Genomic DNA, 19,723 nt, shown 5'->3' with positions numbered 1-19,723 from the left:
TACTGATTTATGCAAGGAATTTATCTTAATCTGTCAACCAGCGCTTCTTTGCGGAATCCACGCAGCATTACGGATGATACAATGACCGGTACGATTGCGGTGAATACGGCATATCCCAAAAACATAAGCCACGGAAAGTGAAAGTGCATATAGCCTGCCCCAAAATACTGCATTATCCGCACCATTGCATACCCGGCTGCCGTTCCCAGTATAAGTGTGATCACCAGATTTCCGGCTGTCAGCATCAGCCCTTCGGCCTGAATCATGTGAAACAGCTGTTTTGTTGTCATTCCTACAGACTGCAGCATGGCAAACTCTCTTTTTCTTGTCAGAATATTGGTAATAATCGTATTCAGCATATTCAGGATACTGAATGCCACAATAAAGATGCTGAGTCCGATCATAACTGAATTGAGTATGGCGAATGAACTTTCCCCTTCTGCTGCTATCTCCCGCAGGGTCCCCATTGTAAGGGCAGGGTAATCCTCAAGAACAGCGTCCAGCTGCTTTTCAACCTCACTTTCTTTTGTCTGGTCAACCTTCACGATCATTTCATGGTTCAGGTTCATTCCGTTCGTCATTTCTGCAAGTATCTCTTCCGGCAAAATAAAAGCGGAGAAATTATTGCTGTAATTTACATAGTCATTTGTATTGAGAATCCCTGCAACAGTAAATTCTTTTTCTTTCTCTGTCTGGCCATCGTACCATGACAGTTTCACCTTATCACCGACCTGATAGCCCCATCCGAATACTTCCTGTTGTACTTCATTATACTGTATAAGAACAGAATCGCCTTTCAGCATGGTATCATAGTCAATGCTGCCTTCCTCAAGCATAGTACTGAGCTTATCTGTTTCTTCTCTGGTGAAAGATGCCATGCTGTCCTCATCGTTATCTCCTTTTGCTTCCCACTTTGTGCTTGCTTTCTGGCCGATTCTTATCTTTTCTACGCCATCAATCGCCTGTACTTTCTGCATCAGTTCTTCATTAATCGGATTATTCATCTGGATGTCTGTATATCCATGATCCGCTGTCTCTGCCAGATTATAGGATAGGTTGATGACGAACTCTCCGTATTTATAGGACCCTTGCCGGGCATATTCTTCCAGATCTGTAGCTATCGTAAAAAAAGCCGCCAGCATATACAGAACCCCGCCTATTCCAAGAGAAACCATTGTCAGTACTGTTTTTTTCTTGTTCCTGCTGCGGTTCATTGATGCCATGCTGACAGGAGTAATTTTGCGGTACAATTTTTTGCCCGCAGTCCGGGGTTTTACAGTTTGACTCTGTTTCTTTTTTCTTTTTTCCTCTACTCCGGAAAACTTACTTGCTTCGACAGGTGAAATCGAGGATGCAATCAGCGCCGGTTTTCTGATCGAAAGAAGTACCGTTATGATATCCGCCACTACTACACAGGCCCCTATAAGCAGAGTATTTTTCCAGCTCCAGCCTGCAGGTTTGATAAAGTAGCTGACCGTACTTCCGATCAGCAGACCTGCCGGAATTCCGACACTGCACAGAACCAGCCCCTCATAGCGCACCATCCTGCGGATCTGTTTCTTTGTCATTCCGATGGTCCGCAGCTGTCCGAACTGCTGGATTCTCCCAACCACTGCCAGATAGAAGACACTGTAGATCACGAGTACACTGACAAACAAGATTCCGATGGCAACACAGATAATCATGATGTTCTGCTGCCTTTCCATATCACCGCCTGGCAGGGTATTCAGGAAGTAGTTATTCTCGTTTATATTTTTTCTTTCTACTTTATAATCGGAACCCATCGCACGGATTATGTCAAGAAATCCCGACTGGTTCATTTTATCCGCACCATGAATCCTTACAATGCCGTCATATGTCATATCTTTCAGCTGAGAACCGCTTTCGCCATATGTCTGTGAAAGTATAATGCTGAAAAGCTTTGGATTTCCATCCACATGATAGATACCTGATATGACAAACTCTTCCGTCGTCCCGTCCAGAAACGTAAAGGAAACCTTTTCCCCCGGCTTATCTTCTATATCAAGTGCCCTGCAGTGTGCATCCGAAAGCATTACCTCGTCTACTTTCTGCGGTTCGTGTCCTTTTACCGGAGTCACGGTCTTTATGTGAACTCCCTCATCCTTTGCCGGTTTACTGTCGTAGCATACCGGCTGAACCATTTTCCCGTCCACTTCCATACTCTGTCCACGTTTCATCCCGAGGACGAATTCCGTACGTTTATCCTGTGCAAATTCCTGAATCTGTTCTCTGTCCAGACCATAGTAAACCACATGCTGCATTTCTGCGACCTGACGTGAACGTTCCGTATTCATGGAAGCATAAAATAAAGACATGACCATCAGCAGACTGACGGAAAGCGTGATGGTAACTATAATAAAGAAATTACGCAGCCTGCTGCTCTTCACACTGTTGACTGCCAGCTCCCATACAGTCTTCCCGTTATTATTACCGGCTATTTTTCCTTTCACACTACGGCTCATGCATTCCACCTGCTTTCCCTGATCCGGCCATCCTCAATGCGGATCGTCCGGTCTGCAAGCTGTGCAATTTCTTCGTTGTGGGTAATCATAACAACGGTCTGGTGGAACTGTCTGCTCGTCATCTTGATCAGGCCCAGTACATCCTGACTGGTTCTGGAATCCAGATTTCCGGTCGGTTCATCAGCAAGTATGATCGCCGGCTTTGATGCCAGAGCCCTGGCGATTGCAACCCTCTGCTGCTGTCCTCCTGACAGATTGTTTGGCATTTCCCCAAGCTTTTCCTCAAGGCCCAGCAGGGAAATGATCTTATTTATATATGTCCCGTCCGGTGTCTCGCCGTCCAGCGCCACCGGAAGTACGATGTTCTCATAAACATTCAGAATCGGGATCAGGTTGTAATTCTGGAAGACAAACCCGATCCTCCTGCGCCGGAAAATCGTCAGCCGTTCATCGTCCATCCCGGATAAATCCTTCCCCCCAATGATGACCTTCCCTTCCGTCGGCTTATCCAGTCCGCCCATCATGTTAAGCAGGGTGGATTTTCCGCTTCCCGATGTTCCTACAACCGCGACAAACTCACCTTCTTCTATCTCCAGTGACACGCCGTCCAGCGCACGCACAATATTCGGTTCTTCCCCGTAATACTTTTTCAGATCTTCCGTTTTCAGTATACTCATGTTACACACTCCTTTGTCTGTATTTTCGACCTGAAATAAGAATAACAGAGAATTGTTTCAAAAACCTCTCGAAAAAACAAAGAAATGTTTAGTTTTCTTTTATCCCCCTATTTTCCCTGATTTGGAAGATATACAGATACGCTTGTCCCCTTTCCCTCTTCGGACTTTATCTTAAGATATCCGTTTTGTCTCGTTATGATTTCTCTTGTCAGATACAGGCCAATTCCAACCCCCTCTATACTGCTTGATTTTTCTTCCCTGAAAAACCGCCTGCATACGTCATTTATATGCTCCGGCGCTATCCCCGTGCCGTTATCCTCTACCGTGATTTTCGTATAAATTTCCAAGGGCTCCGCACAGATCCTGATTTTTCCACAGTCGCCTGTGTATTTGACGGAGTTATCCACAATATTAAATATTGCTTCTGCAGTCCACTTCTCATCATAATATACGTGCAGATTTTCAGGACACTCCAATGTAACCTCCGTTCCCTTCTTCTGTGCACGCAGCCGGATACTCTCGGCCACTTCGAACAATGTATTCTTCAGCACATTTTCCCGGGGATGCAGTACAATAATCTCATTCTCCAGACGCGACATCTGAAGAAGAGACTGGATCAGCGAATCCAGTTTTCTCACCTGATTTTTCAGAGTCCTGAGGCATTGCTGCCTTGTCTCCTCAGACAGCTCCGGCCTCAAAACCGTATCAGAATACATCGTAATATTGGCGATCGGCGTTTTTAACTGATGGGAAATATCTGAGACAATACTCTGCACCTGCTTCTTCTGCTCTTCACTCTCACGGGCCGCAGCCTCAGTAATATCCGCAAGCCTTTCCAGTCTCATCTGAATCTTAGAAAGGAGGCTTTCGTCATCAAAATCAAAGTCCCCTGTTCCCTCTCCTGACAAAATCTGATCAATGGAGCCACAGACCGCATTTGTAAAATCCACATATTTCCTTCTCATATAAATCCAGACACCCGCCCAAATACAAACCGCACACAGTAAAACTGCGGCGATTGCCAGAACCAGACCGTTACTCATCTTCCATTCCCGCCTTCTCTAATCAGATCTCCTCGCCGATCCACCGATACCCTGTCCCGTACATCGTCTTAATATAGGAATACGTTTCATCAGATATCTTCGACCTGAGCCTGCTCACAAAAATAGTCAGCGTATGCTCATCCACATAGTTTTCCTCTTTATCCCACAATTCCTCGAGCAGTACCTGCCTCGTCAAAACAATCCCCGGATTCTGGCAGAACTTAACAAGCAATTTAAACTCCGTGGGCGTCAGCGATAATACATCTCCATTTTTCATTACCGTATAACTCTCGAAATCAATCACCAGATTCCCCACCGACAAACGCGCCGCTTCCTCCTGAACCACCTGATACCTCCGCAGCACGGCATTCACCCGCTGAATCAGCACCTGTACATTAAAAGGCTTCGTAATATAATCATCCGCGCCTGCCTGAAACCCGACAATCATATCCTCATCCAGATCCCTCGCTGTCAGAAAAATAATCGGAATATCTATCCTGCCGCGCAGCTCCCTTGCAAAAACAACCCCGTTCCCGTCCGGCAGATTCACATCCAAAAGAAGCAGATCCACTTGACAGCCGTCAAGAAATCTCTCCGCCTCCTTAACTCCATACACAACATCCGGCTGGTAACCGGCAAGCTCCAGATTCAGTTTTAGCCCTTTTGCAAGAGCAACATCATCCTCAATAACCAAAACCCTCACCCAAAAACCTCCTTATTGGGGACGTAGCCTTCTTGAAGTTTACTACGTCCCCTGTTAAAATATTGACGAGGTGATATTTATGAAACATCCGTTTAAATACGAAATTATTTACAGCAGCCGCAAGACTCTTGCCATTCAAATCACACCGGATGGCAGTGTAAAGGTCCGCGCCCCGAAACGCTGCCCTAAATCTACAATTGAATGCTTTCTCAATGAGAAAGAATCCTGGATTCTTAAGCATGTTAATAAGGCCATGCAAAATCCGCCTGTTATGAAAAATCTTCTTTCTGTACAGGAACGAAACCGCTATATTAAAATTGCCCGGGATATTTTTACGCAGAAAACGGCTTATTATGCTTCCATTCTGAATGTAACATATGGCCGTATCTCTATCCGTGAACAGAAAACCCGCTGGGGCAGCTGTTCGAGCGAAGGAAACTTAAACTTCAACTGGAGACTGATCTTTGCTCCTGAGGAAGTTCTGGACTATATTGTGGTCCATGAACTTGCCCACCGCAGAGAAATGAATCACTCTCAGGCATTTTATGCAATCGTGAAGTCTATACTCCCCGACTATAAAAAATCTCAGAAATGGCTTCGTGATAACGGACGTTCCCTCTGGACTGTTGTGTAGATGATAGACACAGTTCAGCATTTTAGAAACTTTTTTATTTCATATTCCAGAATATTCTGAAAGTGGGCCGCAAAGGGGTCTGACCCCTATAAGTTACATCTGTTTCCTGACGATTTTATATTCGTCTCCACCACGATAATAGGGGCACTCATGAAAGTCCCCCTTCACAAACCGCACCATTTCATCTTCATCCAGATTCTGTGTACAGATGTAGCATTCGTAATCTTCATCATATTCATAGTTCATACAATATTCGCAGTTTGATGCCTCACGTTTTTTCATTTATCTGCTGCCCCTTTCGGTGATTGGGTAATTCCGGTTTTCTTTAATTGCTGGTATATATACGAAACCGGAAGTCCAACTACGTTATAATAGTCTCCTTCTATTTTATCAATATAGGCGGCAAATTTCCCCTGTATTCCGTATGCCCCGGCCTTGTCCATTGGTTCTTTGCTTTTTATATATGAGAGTATTTCCTGTCTGTCCATCTCATGTACGTACACTCTGGTCTCCACAGCATGGCTGCTTACCTGACAGTTTCCGGTCTGGTCAAAATCCAGGATGGCTGCGCCGGTGAATACCTGATGGGACCTTCCCTGAAGGCTGGTGAGCATTTGATATGCATCTTCTTCGTCCTTTGGTTTGCCCAGTATCTGTTGGTCCAAAGCTACTATCGTATCTGCCCCGATCACAACGGTGTCTTCCAGTCCCCCTTTTTCCCTCAATTCGGAAGCCACATTTTCTGCTTTCATCAGTGCCAGTTCTTTCACGATTTCTTCCGGCCTGGTACTTTCATAGCTTTCCTCTTTATGGCTTATCACGATTTCAAACTCCAGCCCAATCTGCGATAGCAGTTCTCTGCGGCGCGGAGAGGCGGAGGCAAGTATTATTTTCTTCATTGTAAAATGTCCTCTCTTATTTCAATAATATGGTGTCAGAGACAAAACTTCTTTTACCCCGACATTATAGTGCTATTGTACCATGACTTCTCTTGATACTACAATATCGTTATGTCAAGGATAAAATATTATCGTTTATCGTTAATAAATTATTGACTTTCTATAACCACTCACATATACTTTAGTTAAGGAACCCTGCCAATATGATTTATTAAAGAATCTCAGCCTATACCTGCCGTTTTTAAAGAAAGGAGCTTTCTATAATGAGCGAAAATAAAACCATGTCCCCTCCGCCTCTATGGCATCTTAGTCTCGCCCGCGTTCTGTTCTGCTTTCTTTTCATATTTTTTGTGTACAGAACTCTTGCAAGTGTTGTAAATATCATTTACTTTGCATCACAGCCGGCTCCCGCCATTTCAGTATCAGCTAATGAAAGTCGTTACATTTTCCCGGGACTCTTTGGTTACTACAGAATTCCCTTTGATTATCTGGCAGTATATGATGGAATCACCAACGGTAAACTGTTTGCACTTTCCATAACTATTGCCTGCTTCCTGTTTAAAGATATCCCTTTACTCGTGATCATAAATCTGGGGAGAATCCTATTCAAAAATCTGAAAGGTTCCTATACGCCGTTTACTGCCGGAACGACATCCTGCATTAAGAAAATAGGGATTATTATGATTTGTATGGGTTCATTAAGCAAATTGCTTATACAGGTGAGCGTAAATGTTGTTAACCTCCACCGGTTCAACTGTGTGAATCCATATGAACCGAGCTGGATTCTGGCTGGAATATTTACATTTCTTCTGGCGGATATTTTTGCAAGGGGATGTTACCTCCAACAGGAATCTGATGAAACGTTATAAGGAGAAATACCTATGGCAATTATACTAAGATTAGACCGTGTCATGGCTGACAGGAAGATTTCCTTAAAAGAGCTTGCCGAAAAAGTAGGGATCACCAATGTAAATCTGTCCAATTTAAAAACTGGCAAGGTTAAGGCAATCCGGTTTTCAACGCTGGAAGCCATATGTAAAGAACTTAAGTGCCAGCCCGGAGATATTCTGGAATATGTAGAAGACTGCCCGATGAGGACTGACAAAGAGAAAGGATAAACTTATGATAAAAATTATTATTTCGCCTGCAAAAAAAATGAATATCATCGACGAATATGACTGTACGCTTACCCAGCCGGTATTTATGGAAGAGACAAGGTTGATCCAAAGCATGCTGAAGGAAATGGCGCGCGAAGACCTGAAGAAGTTATGGCAGTGCAGCGATAAGCTGGCCGACTTAAATTATGAGCGCCTCCATACATACAGCCTGGACAAAAACCTCACCCCGGCGCTCATTGCCTACGAGGGGATTCAGTACCAGTACATGGCGCCCCACATTTTTTCAGATGCACAATGGAATTACGTCTCTGAACATCTCCGTATTTTATCCGGGTTCTACGGAATCCTCGCTCCCACGGACGGAGTCATTCCCTACCGTCTGGAAATGCAGGCAAAGTTAAGGGCAGATGATAAAAAAGACCTCTATCAATTCTGGGAAAATAAGATTTACGACAAACTGGTACAGGATACAGACGCCAGTGATCTCCAGATACTCAATCTGGCATCCGCTGAATACAGCAAGGCAGTCCTTCCTTATATTGCTCCCCCCGTATCCTGCGTCACCTGCGTTTTCGGCGAAGAGACAAACGGAAAAGTAAAAGTAAAGGGAACCCAGGCAAAAATGGCCCGCGGGGAGATGGTGCGCTGGATGGCCGAAAATCAAGTAACTAAAATAACCGGCGTCCGGGAATTTGACCGGCTCGGCTATGCATTTTCAAAAGACCTTTCTAATGACAGTGAATATATTTTTTTGAAAACCGAAGATAAAAAGGATGAGGAATTTTCTCTATAGATCGACGGACACGCCTGCCGCTCATCATTCTTTGACCAGCACCGCCCTGCACGGCGCCCCGTCGCATCCCGCTAATTTCAGCGGCTGGGCGCACAGGAAATATGTTCCCTCTTCCACCTCTTCCAAAACAAGCCCCTCTAAAATAGCCATACCGGCCCCGAGCAGGATCTTATGCACGCCTTCCGTATGGTCTGCTGGTCCCACAGTCTGGCTCTCGACCCCTACCAGTTCAAGTCCCGCTTCCGCAAATGCCCCGGCTGCATCCTCCGAAAAAAACACATCTCCCTTCCAGAGAATTTTCTTCCCCCTGCCCGATATCAGCATTTTTGCAGTTTCCCCATCCAGTTCTCCATCATACCTTAACACATAGCAGACACCCATCACCTGCTCAAGCGGCAGCTCATCAATCGATTTCCCCTCATCCAGAAAATGCCTCGGTGCATCCATATGCGTGCCGTTATGCGCACACATTTTCAGATAAGTCAGATTACATGCATCCCCATTCTTCACTTCCATAATCCTGTCATACTCCGGGGCCGGGTCTCCCGGATAAACCCTTGAACTGAACAATTCTCTCGTAATATCAAACAATTCCATCCCTATTTTCAATTCCTCTCTGCCTAAAACGGCGGTTTTCCGCAAAGGGGTCAGACCCTTTTGCGGTCCGTTTTCTGAATATTCTGAACTTTTCCGATCAGCCGGATCAGTGATTCTTCAAAATGTTCATCGTCTTCCTTCATTCGTTTCCTTGGTCCTTTTAAGTGATTTTTCTTTGACTTCCTGCGGACTTCTTTCGCGATATGGCGTTCAAACATCATCTGGTCTATGTTTTCCAGTGTATACCACTTTCCGCTCTGATGTATCGGAAACACGCCTTTTCCAAGGCACATGGAGGCTACGCCGTAATCCTGGGTGACTACGATGTCTCCTTTTTCTGACAGGGTAACGATTTTAAAGTCTGCGGAATCGGCTCCTTTTTCTACGGTTACTACCTGACTGTATGAAGTCTGGAAGATATGCGCCGTGTCACAGACTAATATAACCGGTATGTTTTCTTTTTCAGCGGTTTTCTCAACGATGCCTACCACCGGGCAGGCATCTGCGTCTACGATGATCTTCATTTTCCACCTTTCTTTAACAATTCCCTACAAATACATGTTTCAAATACTTCCGTGCCGTATCCGCCAGCTCATATACCCTTTCGACATCGGTCGCCGGGCGGTCTTTCATATGGTACTGCGGGAAAAAACGTGTCACGTGGAGGGGGATTTCTGCATTCAGGGAGGCGATCCACCCGGCTTCTGCTTCCATTTCACGGGTGCTGTCACTCTCCCCCGGGACGATCAGCGTCGTGAGTTCCACATGGCAGGTTTGTGCGGACCGTTCGATAAAGTTCTTTACCGTCTCAAGATCACCGCCCAGTTTCCGGTAATATTCCTGTGAAAAACCCTTCAGGTCGATGTTCATGGCATCGATATATGGAAGAATCTCTTCCAGCACCGAAAGGCTCGCAGAACCATTGGTTACCAGAACATTTACCATCCCCGCCTCCTTTACCAGTCTGGACGTGTCCCGCACATATTCATAGCCGACCAGTGGTTCATTGTATGTGTAGGCAATTCCTATATTGCCGATTGATCTGTATTCCGCCGCCTTATCTGCCAGATCCTGTGGAGAGAGGTACAAAGTCTCTGAATCTATTTCCCCAGCCATAGATATCTCATGGTTCTGGCAAAACGGACACCGCAGATTACATCCGTAGCTTCCGGCCGACAAAATCATCGTCCCGGGACGGAACATACGGAGGGGCTTCTTCTCAATCGGGTCAAGGGCAAGTGATGTCACCTGCCCATAGTTTGAACAAACGATACTTCCACCTTCGTTCTTTCTTGCCCTGCAGATACCGCTTTTGCCTTCTTCTAGCTGGCAGTGGTGCATACATACCTGACAGATTACTTTCATCGTCCATTCATCTCCTTTTTCAAATCAGTAATGCCGTACAACCTCAAAACGTTCCAGCTTCACCCCGTCATTTTCTCCGATCCCCGCTTTCCTTTTTGCAATCGCAATCTGCTCCTCAACCGTATCCACACCGTCCAGATTCGGAAGCAGGAGCCCTCTTTTATACCCTCTGGTCACAACAACGCCATAGCGCTTTACGTCCAGTTCCTCTGCAGAACTGATCTTTTCTGTATCTCCGAGGACATCCACGCTGATTGACAGTTTATCCAGCTCCTCCCGTCCTATCGCAGGAAACCTCGGATCACGCGAACATGCACTGACTGCATTCTCAATGATCTCCTGCACAAGGGAAGGCTGCGCCGCCTGAATTGTTCCGATACAGCCCCTCAGCCGGCCCTCCTCCTTGATCGAAACAAATACTCCCGCCCTCTTTCTGTACATTTCCTCCGGCAGCCCTTCCGGAACCGGAATCATTTCCCCTGTACGCACATACGCCTCAATCGTCCTGCGCGCAAGCTGCACATAAGCATCCTCTTTCTTTTGTCCGGCAAGCACACGCTCCCGCTCCTTCTTTTCATACTGATCCTTATAATTCCGTTCCTGATTTCTTCCGCAGACTGCATAACCGCAGACACCATATCCTACACCAAACGGGCCCTCATAAGACATCCTCTCTGCAACCACTTCGGCCGCATCCAGCGCTCCGGCCATAATAGTAAACGACCGGTGTCCGCACTCTCCCGCCTTCTCACAAAAATCTTCCGAAAATTCCAGCAGTTCCCCGAATTCTCCGCGCCCCATTACCTCCATGATCCGCGCATCATATTCCGGTCCCTCTTTCCTGTATCCATAAGGTCCTTCCTCCTTCAGATGGTGGGATAAATCCCCGCTTGCTATCAGCACGACGTTTCTCCCCAGTTCCTCCGTTGTTTCTTTGATACACTGTCCAAGTTCATAATGCTTTGTGAGAGGAAGGCCTGATAAACCGATCCGGACAAGTTTATATTCTTTCCAGAACTGATTTACAAAGTAAAGTGGCACCATCGTTCCGTGATCCAGACGTTTGTCTCGCTCCCCCAGCGTCCCCGCGTTCAGGTCATGTGCATCGGCCAGTTCACAGAGATGTTCCACAAACGCTTCGTCATACCGGACTTCCATTTTAACATGCCCTGCGCCAAACTGTCCGAAATCTCCCTTCGCACCTTTTCCCGGGGAAATGTGGAAATAATCGGCATACATAACCTGATGCGGTGTTGTCAAAACGATCGTCTCCGGCTGGAGCTGCCCGATCCGTTCCGCAATCTTCCGGTAAGCATCAATTGTCCTTTTAATCTTCTGCTCTTCCCCCCGCCCGATATCCGGCACAATCAGCGGCGGATGCGGTACCATAAATGCTGCAGTAATCCCCATAACATGACCTCCTTTGTGAATAATGAACCGAGAGTATCTGTCCTTTACATTTCCTTCCACGCCTCTTCAATCTTTTCAGGATGCTTCACCAGAATCCAGCTGCCAAGTGCCATACACTCCGCCACATACAGCATCCCCTTCTGCCCGATGCCCATCCCGGCCTGAGCCGCAGCGGACCAGTGGTGGAGCGGCGTCCCCTTGCACATCGCCTGGGCGCTTAACATGACCGTCGGCACGGTATGGCTCACATCAGAAACATCGGTTCCGATGGACAGCAATACCGGTTCCTCCTCCAGAGGCTCCAGCCCCGAAAAATAGACACCGTCATTCTCAAGGCCTGCCGCCTGGCTTACCTTCTTTGCAAACTGAACTTCCTCCTTCGTGTACTCCGGTACCGGAACCTGCTCCATAGCATGGAAAAATATTTCCGAAAGTGTCCGGTTCACCTTCATTTCTTTATTACTCGTCACAAGCTCGATTTCCACTCTCGTACCGGTCATCAGTGCAGCGCCCTTTGCACAGTCATCCACACGCATGGACGCATTTTCCGTCCGGGAACGTTTGCCGGAACGGATGAAATAATTTGTTGCAGCATAATCCGGGACAATGTTGGCTGGTCCGTCTGTATTTGTGTACGTGTAGTGCATCCGCACATCATCTGCCACATGTTCCCGCAGATAATTCACGCCCACATTCATAAGTTCCGCCGCGTCAAGCGCACTGCGCCCCAGCTCGGGATGTTTTGACGCATGGGCCGCCGTCCCGTAAAACTTATAATTTTTTACATCCTGCGCCTGCCAGATATCGTAGCTCACCCGGTTCCTGTCAAAAGGATGCCATGTCACAGCCACGGAAAGGTCATCAAATACACCGGCCTCATTCATCTGAATCTTACCGATTACGATTTCCTCCGCCGGACATCCATACACCCGGACCGTTCCAGCAGTACCGCTGTTTTCCATCTGCTCTTTTAGTGCACAGGCGGCCCCGGCACACGCCGTACCAAGAAGATTGTGGCCACACCCGTGTCCCGGCCCGCCGGACGGCTCGTATTCAGCCACCGGTTCCTGTCCCAGTCCGGGGAGAGCGTCGTATTCAGCCAGAAATCCGATCACCGGCTTCCCGCTGCCCCACTCCGCGATAAACGCAGTCTCGAATCCTGCAACATTCCACCTGATCTCAAACCCTCTTTCCTCAAGGAAATCCGCCAGACGTCTGGAAGAATAAACCTCCTCCCCGGAAAGCTCCGGATGCCGGAAAATATCATCCGCTGTCCGTATCATCTCCCCGCTGTTTCTCTGAAACCAATCACAAAACGCTGCCACGTCTCTGTCTGCACCCTGTCTATCTGCCATTTTTACCATTCCTCCCTCTAACATGGGGTGTGCTAATCAATAATGCTGTACTGGAGATATTCGTACAACAGCCTACTGCCCTCCCTAATCTCCATAGGCAAAAGCGCCCTCGCCACCAGCTTCGGCTCCGCTTTCGGGTCTGTCTCATCCGTCCTTCGAAGCAAAGCATAATCGCCGTCAATTCTTTCTACTATATAAGTACATGTCAGCATCCCTTTTCTCCTCCTAAAGTTTCTGTTTTTTTCTGCTCTCGAAATAAATGAATCTGTCAATGGAGTCGAGTATATCTTTAAAATCCTCCCTCGGCGCCAGTTCGATGTATCTCGTCAGCAGTTCCTGTTCCTGCGCCTTATATCTTCCATAAAATATATCATACAGGTTATGCCCGCGCAGATAGACCCGGATCTCTTCCATATGCATCTTCACGTCCCCGGCCGTCTCAAGATCCTTCCCCAGAACCTCGCGCAGATGCCTGCCGCTTCTGATCTTGTAAAGATATTCTTTCCATTTCTGAATAAAAATCTCATAAAATTCCTCTTCCGACCCAATCACCCCGAGCTGTGCCATAATCTTCGGGTTCAGAAAATAGTTTTCGAAAGAATAGTAGTGAAGGATCAGGACATTCTGGGGCATGACCCGCGGAAGCTTATCAATATCTTCCTTGTTCCGCTCCTCATAATACCTGCAGAGCTGGTGCTTCAACTTTTCCGGGTCATCACCGTCCCCGTCGCGGATCATCAGAAACTGGTCCCTTAAATATATCTGGTTCATGTATTTCAGATTCGCGTAAGTCTTGATATTCGTACAGCTGTTTGTAGTGATAATCGCGATTCTGGACAGGTTGCCCTCCTCGTCAAATGTTTCCGAGTAATATTTCCTGATCAGCAGCGGGAGCCTGCTCTTATCCTGTTTGCCTTCGACTATAAAGACAAAGTTCACGTTCATCAGATCATTTGCCGTATATCCCAGATCATCCAGAATTGCACTGATGTCGGTCTTTTCGCGAACCGTTGAAAATCCCTCTTCATCCAGCACGGTCTGCCGGATCTGCCTGCTGCTGAAATTGGCGAGGAGATTCGGTGAATGTGTCGAAAATATAACCTGGTTTTTCCTCGACAAACGGTAAAGGATCTCCCCGGACACTTTCTGAAGCCTCGGATGGAGGAATATCTCAGGGTCCTCCACCATGATAATACTTGGCACCCGGTCCTCCCCCTCTGCATAAGTTTCCAGAAGGGACAGCATATAGACACTGCGCATGCCCTTTCCCATCTGGCCGATCGGCCGAGTGGCGCTTTTCTCCCGGTTCCTGATCTCCGCAGTAACAAGGAGCATCCGCTCTACATCCCGGTTCATGGAATAAATGATCTCTTCCTGCCCGCCGTTCTTCTTAAAATTCTCGTTCACCCGCTTCGCAAAATCACCCAGATTCAGCTGGTAAAGCTTATAGTCCAAAAGCTTCGCCGTCTCAAATGCATCCAGCTCTTCCGGTTTTTTCTGGTTAATCAGCCCGATACAGGCAAAGCAGTGGTTGCATGTCTTTGACTGGTCAAATATACAGCAGTCACGCCTCATTTTTTTCAGAAGCTCATCCTCCTGAAGCATCAGCAGATCCTCCTGGAGCTGGTCTAAGTCCCTCTGCGTATCCATATAGTAAATCTGTGGAAACACTTCTTTAATATAGGGGTTATTTTTCTGGACCCCGTCATGATACCGGATGCGTCCGTCTTTATTTGCAGAAAATTCAAAGGACAGCACCCTCTGGTCGTCAAAGGAGGGCAGTTTCCTTCTGAAATCCTTCTGCCATGCCTCCAGCCGCCTGTACTGGCTCACAATCCCGCGCTCATGCAGGCGAAGTAAATCCTGCTCCTCGAACTGCAGCGTCACAAACACCTCAATATTCGGAAAATTTTCCTGAAAATCCTCCGGCCGGATACAGTAGGATCCCCCGACTGCACGTATGGCGTCCAGAACCGCCGTTTTTCCTGTATTATTCTGACCCACAAGAATCAGGGCATTATCAATGTCATCCAGATACATGTTCTGAATTGATTTAAAATTCCGGATTCTTAAACTGGTTATCCGCATAAAGCGCTCCTTCTTTCTCTGCGTGAAAAGCCTCCCGCAATGAAATCCCTTTTTACCATTATACGATTTTTCACAGATTACATCCACCCAAATTTCAAATACAGCAGCCCAGACACAGCAAAACCGGCGTGACCTGTGCCACGCCGGTTCCCCTTAAGCCATTTCCATACACCGGACAAGCTCCGCTTAGCTGAATTCCTCGATAATCTCCCGCTTCAGATCTTCAATATCTTCTTTCAGGATATCCAGAGACAGTTCCAGATTACGCTCTGACATCGCCTCAATTAGTTTCTTGTGCCGCTGTGCCTTCGTATCATGACGCCGGTTCCATGACACGGAAAAGTACTGGATCGCTCCGCGGTAGGAAAACTTCAGGGCCCTCTCTACCTCTGTGGTGATCTGTGTATTTCCGCAGAAACTGCATAGGAGCAGATGGAAGCTGATGTTGCTTTTCCAGTGCTTCATCATGTTTTTCCCTTCATGGATCTCATTCGCCTCAGAAATATTTTCTTTCAGCAGCCGGATATGGTGCTCGTCCAGAATCGTAAATGTCTTTCGCAGTGCCGCCAGCTCCAGAATCACACGCAGTTCCACGATATCAGATATCTCCTTCATCGAAATGGGACGTATCTGGTAGCCCATACGGGGACGGCTTTCTAAAACCTTTTCATTACAGAGTTCAATCAGTGCCTCCCTGACCGGAGATTTGCTGACTCCATACTTTTCGATCAATTCCCGCTCCGTGATAATTTCATTCTGCTGATAATAACCTTCTGTAATCTCATTCAAAACCTTCTCATATATCTGGTCTTTCAGTTTTATCGTTTCCGCCATAAGTTTCTCCCCGATCTATTATATTTGAGGTGGTAAATACAAATAGTATACCATGTACACTAGATTCGAAAGGACCTCATCAAGTGTCCAGGTATGCATTTTCACTAAGCTCGATAGAACCTCGCTAAGTGTAAATAGTATACCATATTTTGGAAGTCCCCTGCATCTGATTTCTTACTTCTATTCACAGGTTCCCCGTGCACAGCGGTGATTTCTGCTTTCTGTCCTTTGCAGCATGATTTCGATAATCTTGCGGTCAGTCTGCCTCATTCCCTCTTTCCCCAGAATACCTACGTTCTTGATCGTTTCATCCGCATCACACGTTACAATGCCGTCACCGCCGACAAATTCTTTCTTATCCCTGAACATATCATATCCGAGCAGGCCTGCCTCGACTGATGCCGCGATCTTGGCCGCACAGGAGGGTTTTGCCCCATCACAGATCACGCCGGATACCGCAGCCAGTGAGTTAATCAGGGTGTGGGCGACTTCCTCAAAGCCCCCGCCCTCCAGATATGCAATCCCTGCCGCGCTGGCACACCCCGCATTGACGGCACCACAGTATGCCGACAGCCTGCCAATGAACTGCCTCTGATATATGGTAAGCAGGTCCGAAAGTGCAACCGCGCGGATCATCCTCTCCTCATCGAATCCTTTTTCTGCCGCATATACGGCAATCGGAACAGAAGCGGTAATCCCCTGGTTCCCGCTGCCCGACACGATAATGACCGGAAGTGTACAGCCGCTCATCCGTGCATCTGACCCGGCCGCTGCATAGGCCCTCGCCTTATCTGCCGGTGTCTGTGCAGAATGGGACAATATGGTCCGACCCACAGAGCCTCCATATTCGTGTGCAATCCCTTCCCTGGCAATTGCCATGTTAAAATCTATCTGCCTGCGGATAAGGGGTCTGATTTCATTGATTGCTGCCTCGTCCGCAAATTCTACAATCTGCTCGATTGTAAGAGCAGTTTCCGTGTTTTCTAGCCCTGTTTCTTCCGTTTTTTGAAATACAGTCTTCCCGTCTTTCTCCACATATACGATATTCATATGCTCCCTGACAATACGGACAAGCGCCTGTTTCTCATTGTCTTTTACGGAAACCCTGATATCAAAGACCTCATCGTTTTCGCTCGCAGATACCCTGACAGGCACCTGTTCTAAATATTTTCTGATGAAAGGAATCTGTTCTTCAGTAACTGCCGAGATTACTTCCAGTTTCTTCTGCGGGTCCCCGGCCGCGATGCCGGCCGCAGCAGCAGCTTCTATTCCCTTCATTCCGCCCGTATTCGGTATCGTGACACTTTTTACGTTCTTAATAATATTGCTGCTGACCTTAACGTCAACTTCTTTAGGCATTGCCCCCAGTACTTCTCTTGCGTACGCCGCTGCATAGGCAATGGCGATCGGCTCTGTACACCCGAAGGCCGGGACCAGTTCTTTTTCCAGCAGCCTGATATATTGCTGATTATGTCTCTCCATACGATTCACCCTGCATGTTTTCCAATAGCTCCGTTACCAAGTCAATCTCCTCTTCCGTGTTCCAGTAATGGACCGACAGACGCGCCGTCCCTTCTATACCAAAGAGCTCTGTAACACCGGGGCAGAAAAAGTGGTGGCCCATCATTCCGACTCCGTTTTGATTCAAATAAGCCGCGATCTCCCCGCACATTTTCCCTTCCATGACAAATCCCAGCGTTCCGCATCGGCATGACGCATCCTCCGGTCCGATGATCCGTACACCCTTTATTACTTTCAGTTTTTCGAACAGGTAACACGTCAGTTTACGGATTCTTGCTTCAACATCCTGCATTCCACCGATTTCACCTATATATTCAACAGCCTTCGAAAGTCCGAATATCCCCGGAAAGTTTTTCTCCCCGAACTCCAGCTTACGGATATCCCCGTGAAATGTAAACTCATTTCTTTGATAATCCCAGTTCCCGCTGTTCCACGCCGGTACATATCCTTTTAACTTCTCTGTCATTTCCTTTTTCACATACAGGATGCCTGTCCCGGACGGCCCCCTCAGATATTTCCTGCCGGAGGCAGTAAGAAAATCACATCCTATTTTCTTCACGTCCAGAGAAACCGCGCCCATCGTCCCCGCTACATCAACCAGATAGGGAATCCCATATTTTTGTGCCAGTTCACCGATCTTTTCGACCTCCTGAAGAACACCAAGGCTATTGGCTGCATGGGTCACACTGATTAATGCCGTATTTTCATCGATCAAATGCTCCAGTTCCTCCAGATCCAGATATCCCGGCAATACAGCCGGTATATAACGGATCTCCAGCCCATACAGTCCGGCCGCCTCTATCCAGGGGGCTGCATTACTGACGAAACTCATAGAATCCAGCAGGATATTCTGTCCCTTTTTAAAGCGCAGCCCCCTGGCTGCCATATCGATCCCCACAGTACCGTTAGGCACGAACATGATTTCCTCTGCGTCCGCATGAATAAATTCTGCCATGTTCTGCACGGCACGCCCACATATACATGCGGTCATCTCTTCCGCCTGCCGGCTGGTCGCCCCATATTTCATGATCATCCTGTAATATTCCTGCGCGGCTTCTGTCACCGGAAGCGGCGGAACCGAAGTCGATGCGTGATTCATATAAATATTGCCGCAGGGGGTATCCTCTCTTATTTTCTTTATATCCATATTTCTCCCTCATATACAAATCTGCTCAATTAAGTTCATTCCTCTTTCGGAAATATGCGGTTTTCAGCCAAATGACAGGATACCAGATGGGCATTCTTCACATCATTCAGTTTCGGCCGTTCCGTTTTGCAACGATCTGTTGCATACCTGCACCTTGTATGAAATGCACACCCTTTCGGTATATTCACCGGGTTCGGGACATCACCCGCCAGCATGATCCTGTTCTTTTCCTGCTCCGGATCAGGAAGCGGAATCGCAGAAAACAACGCCTGCGTATAAGGATGCAGAGGATTTTCATACAGCTCCTCACAGTCTGCCATCTCCACAACCTGTCCCAGATACATGACAATGACCCGGCTGCAGATATGCCTTACAACCGACAGGCCATGTGAAATGAAAAGGTAAGTCAGGCCAAATTCTTTCTGAATATCTTCAAGGAGATTAATGATCTGCGACTGTGTGGAAACATCCAGAGCCGAAACCGCCTCGTCACACACAATCAGCTCCGGTTTCAGAATAAGTGCCCTGGCGATCCCGACCCTCTGCCGCTGGCCGCCCGAGCATTCAAACGGGTATTTCCCGTAAAAATCCCTTACGAGCCCGACAACATCCAGCATTTCAAGAACTCTCTTACTGATCTCTTCTTTACTGCCAAGGTTCTGTATCTTTAATGGTTCTCCGATAATCTCACCGATCTTCATCCTTGGATTCAGGGATGTATAAGGGTCCTGATAGACGATCTGGGCATGTTTTCTGAACTGGCGCAGTTCCTTTCCTTTTAATTTCAGAATATCTTGTTCCTGAAACAGAATTTCCCCGGATGTAGGTTCAAACAAATGCAGAATCAGTTTCCCGAGAGTTGTCTTTCCGCAGCCGGATTCACCGACCACTCCTATCGTCTCTCCCCTGAAAATCTGAAAGCTGATGTCATCCACAGCCTTGACCACCCGTTTGTCCAGTGAAAATGCCCCTGATTTGGCCGAATAATATTTGGAAATATGGCGAATATCAAAAAGTGGTTCCATTCTCTCTAACTCCTCTCCCAGTGTCGGACGC

Annotated in this window: 21 protein-coding genes; 4 read left to right on the top strand and 17 right to left on the bottom strand. The window is 47.3% G+C overall.

Annotation, left to right across the window (positions count from 1 at the left end; all coding sequences use genetic code 11):
• Positions 1-20: 20 nt before the first annotated feature.
• The 4 genes from ABIN22_RS12615 to ABIN22_RS12600 form a co-directional block, all read right to left on the bottom strand.
• On the bottom strand, positions 21-2,483 hold the full coding sequence (locus ABIN22_RS12615; RefSeq protein WP_346909061.1) for an ABC transporter permease: 2,463 nt from the start codon (positions 2,481-2,483) through the stop codon (positions 21-23).
• Complete coding sequence (locus tag ABIN22_RS12610; RefSeq protein WP_109732531.1) at positions 2,480-3,160, bottom strand: ABC transporter ATP-binding protein; 681 nt, start codon at positions 3,158-3,160, stop codon at positions 2,480-2,482. The genes ABIN22_RS12615 and ABIN22_RS12610 overlap by 4 nt, the downstream gene beginning before the upstream one ends.
• Before the next feature lie 107 nt (positions 3,161-3,267).
• Positions 3,268-4,203, bottom strand: coding sequence for a sensor histidine kinase (locus tag ABIN22_RS12605; RefSeq protein WP_346909059.1), 936 nt, complete (start codon positions 4,201-4,203; stop codon positions 3,268-3,270).
• Positions 4,204-4,225: 22 nt separating this feature from the next.
• Entirely contained in the window at positions 4,226-4,906 is a 681-nt protein-coding gene (locus tag ABIN22_RS12600; protein ID WP_346909057.1) for a response regulator transcription factor, read from the bottom strand.
• Between the two features lie 79 nt (positions 4,907-4,985).
• On the opposite strand from ABIN22_RS12600, the gene ABIN22_RS12595 reads away from it, so the two are divergent.
• Positions 4,986-5,540 carry a M48 family metallopeptidase gene (locus ABIN22_RS12595; RefSeq protein ID WP_346909055.1) on the top strand — a complete coding sequence of 185 codons (555 nt, stop codon included), beginning with the start codon at positions 4,986-4,988 and terminating at the stop codon, positions 5,538-5,540.
• A 93-nt stretch (positions 5,541-5,633) separates the two neighbouring features.
• On the opposite strand, the gene ABIN22_RS12590 is transcribed toward ABIN22_RS12595, so the two are convergent.
• Both ABIN22_RS12590 and ABIN22_RS12585 read right to left on the bottom strand, forming a co-directional pair.
• Complete coding sequence (locus ABIN22_RS12590) at positions 5,634-5,822, bottom strand: DUF6472 family protein (protein WP_118621615.1); 189 nt, start codon at positions 5,820-5,822, stop codon at positions 5,634-5,636.
• Positions 5,819-6,439: a Maf family protein gene (locus ABIN22_RS12585; RefSeq protein WP_109732536.1), complete on the bottom strand. Its 621-nt coding sequence runs from the start codon at positions 6,437-6,439 to the stop codon at positions 5,819-5,821. Before ABIN22_RS12585 ends, ABIN22_RS12590 begins: the two co-directional genes overlap by 4 nt.
• A 263-nt stretch (positions 6,440-6,702) precedes the next feature.
• Here ABIN22_RS12585 and ABIN22_RS12580 point away from each other — a divergent pair, with 263 nt between their 5' ends.
• Genes ABIN22_RS12580 through yaaA form a run of 3 tightly spaced genes read left to right on the top strand, consistent with a single transcriptional unit; the run spans position 6,703 to position 8,350 of the window.
• Positions 6,703-7,308 (top strand): hypothetical protein, encoded by a 606-nt coding sequence (locus ABIN22_RS12580; protein WP_346909053.1) that lies wholly within the window; start codon positions 6,703-6,705, stop codon positions 7,306-7,308.
• 12 nt (positions 7,309-7,320) lie between these two features.
• A complete protein-coding gene (locus ABIN22_RS12575; RefSeq protein ID WP_346909051.1) occupies positions 7,321-7,557 on the top strand; it encodes a helix-turn-helix domain-containing protein in 237 nt (78 codons plus the stop codon).
• Between the two features lie 4 nt (positions 7,558-7,561).
• Complete coding sequence (gene yaaA / locus ABIN22_RS12570) at positions 7,562-8,350, top strand: peroxide stress protein YaaA (protein ID WP_346909049.1); 789 nt, start codon at positions 7,562-7,564, stop codon at positions 8,348-8,350.
• A gap of 24 nt (positions 8,351-8,374) precedes the next feature.
• Here yaaA and ABIN22_RS12565 read toward each other — a convergent pair whose 3' ends face one another.
• The 11 genes from ABIN22_RS12565 to ABIN22_RS12515 all read right to left on the bottom strand — a co-directional run bounded on the left by ABIN22_RS12565 (position 8,375) and on the right by ABIN22_RS12515 (position 19,692).
• A complete protein-coding gene (locus ABIN22_RS12565) occupies positions 8,375-8,947 on the bottom strand; it encodes a cyclase family protein (protein ID WP_346909047.1) in 573 nt (190 codons plus the stop codon).
• Positions 8,948-8,997: 50 nt separating this feature from the next.
• Entirely contained in the window at positions 8,998-9,471 is a 474-nt protein-coding gene (locus ABIN22_RS12560; protein ID WP_346909045.1) for a YaiI/YqxD family protein, read from the bottom strand.
• A 13-nt stretch (positions 9,472-9,484) separates the two neighbouring features.
• Complete coding sequence (gene amrS / locus ABIN22_RS12555; RefSeq protein WP_346909043.1) at positions 9,485-10,312, bottom strand: AmmeMemoRadiSam system radical SAM enzyme; 828 nt, start codon at positions 10,310-10,312, stop codon at positions 9,485-9,487.
• A gap of 24 nt (positions 10,313-10,336) precedes the next feature.
• Positions 10,337-11,722, bottom strand: a complete 1,386-nt coding sequence (amrA, locus tag ABIN22_RS12550) for an AmmeMemoRadiSam system protein A (protein ID WP_346909041.1) — start codon at positions 11,720-11,722, stop codon at positions 10,337-10,339.
• Between the two features lie 44 nt (positions 11,723-11,766).
• A complete protein-coding gene (locus ABIN22_RS12545; RefSeq protein WP_430517202.1) occupies positions 11,767-13,077 on the bottom strand; it encodes an amidohydrolase in 1,311 nt (436 codons plus the stop codon).
• Between the two features lie 32 nt (positions 13,078-13,109).
• On the bottom strand, positions 13,110-13,289 hold the full coding sequence (locus ABIN22_RS12540; RefSeq protein WP_118621625.1) for a chorismate--pyruvate lyase: 180 nt from the start codon (positions 13,287-13,289) through the stop codon (positions 13,110-13,112).
• Positions 13,290-13,302: 13 nt separating this feature from the next.
• Positions 13,303-15,165, bottom strand: a complete 1,863-nt coding sequence (locus ABIN22_RS12535; protein WP_346909039.1) for an ATP-dependent nuclease — start codon at positions 15,163-15,165, stop codon at positions 13,303-13,305.
• Between the two features lie 186 nt (positions 15,166-15,351).
• Positions 15,352-15,999: a GntR family transcriptional regulator gene (locus tag ABIN22_RS12530; protein WP_118621627.1), complete on the bottom strand. Its 648-nt coding sequence runs from the start codon at positions 15,997-15,999 to the stop codon at positions 15,352-15,354.
• 180 nt (positions 16,000-16,179) lie between these two features.
• On the bottom strand, positions 16,180-17,481 hold the full coding sequence (locus tag ABIN22_RS12525; protein WP_346909037.1) for an L-cysteine desulfidase family protein: 1,302 nt from the start codon (positions 17,479-17,481) through the stop codon (positions 16,180-16,182).
• Positions 17,468-18,667, bottom strand: a complete 1,200-nt coding sequence (locus ABIN22_RS12520) for an aminotransferase class V-fold PLP-dependent enzyme (protein ID WP_346909035.1) — start codon at positions 18,665-18,667, stop codon at positions 17,468-17,470. The genes ABIN22_RS12525 and ABIN22_RS12520 overlap by 14 nt, the downstream gene beginning before the upstream one ends.
• A 35-nt stretch (positions 18,668-18,702) precedes the next feature.
• Positions 18,703-19,692, bottom strand: a complete 990-nt coding sequence (locus ABIN22_RS12515) for an ABC transporter ATP-binding protein (protein WP_346909033.1) — start codon at positions 19,690-19,692, stop codon at positions 18,703-18,705.
• Between the last annotated feature and the right edge of the window lie 31 nt (positions 19,693-19,723).

Source organism: Faecalicatena orotica, assembly GCF_905197545.1.
In the GTDB taxonomy this organism is placed as follows: domain Bacteria; phylum Bacillota; class Clostridia; order Lachnospirales; family Lachnospiraceae; genus Faecalicatena_A; species Faecalicatena_A orotica.
This window is presented reverse-complemented; position numbering and strand designations above follow the sequence as displayed.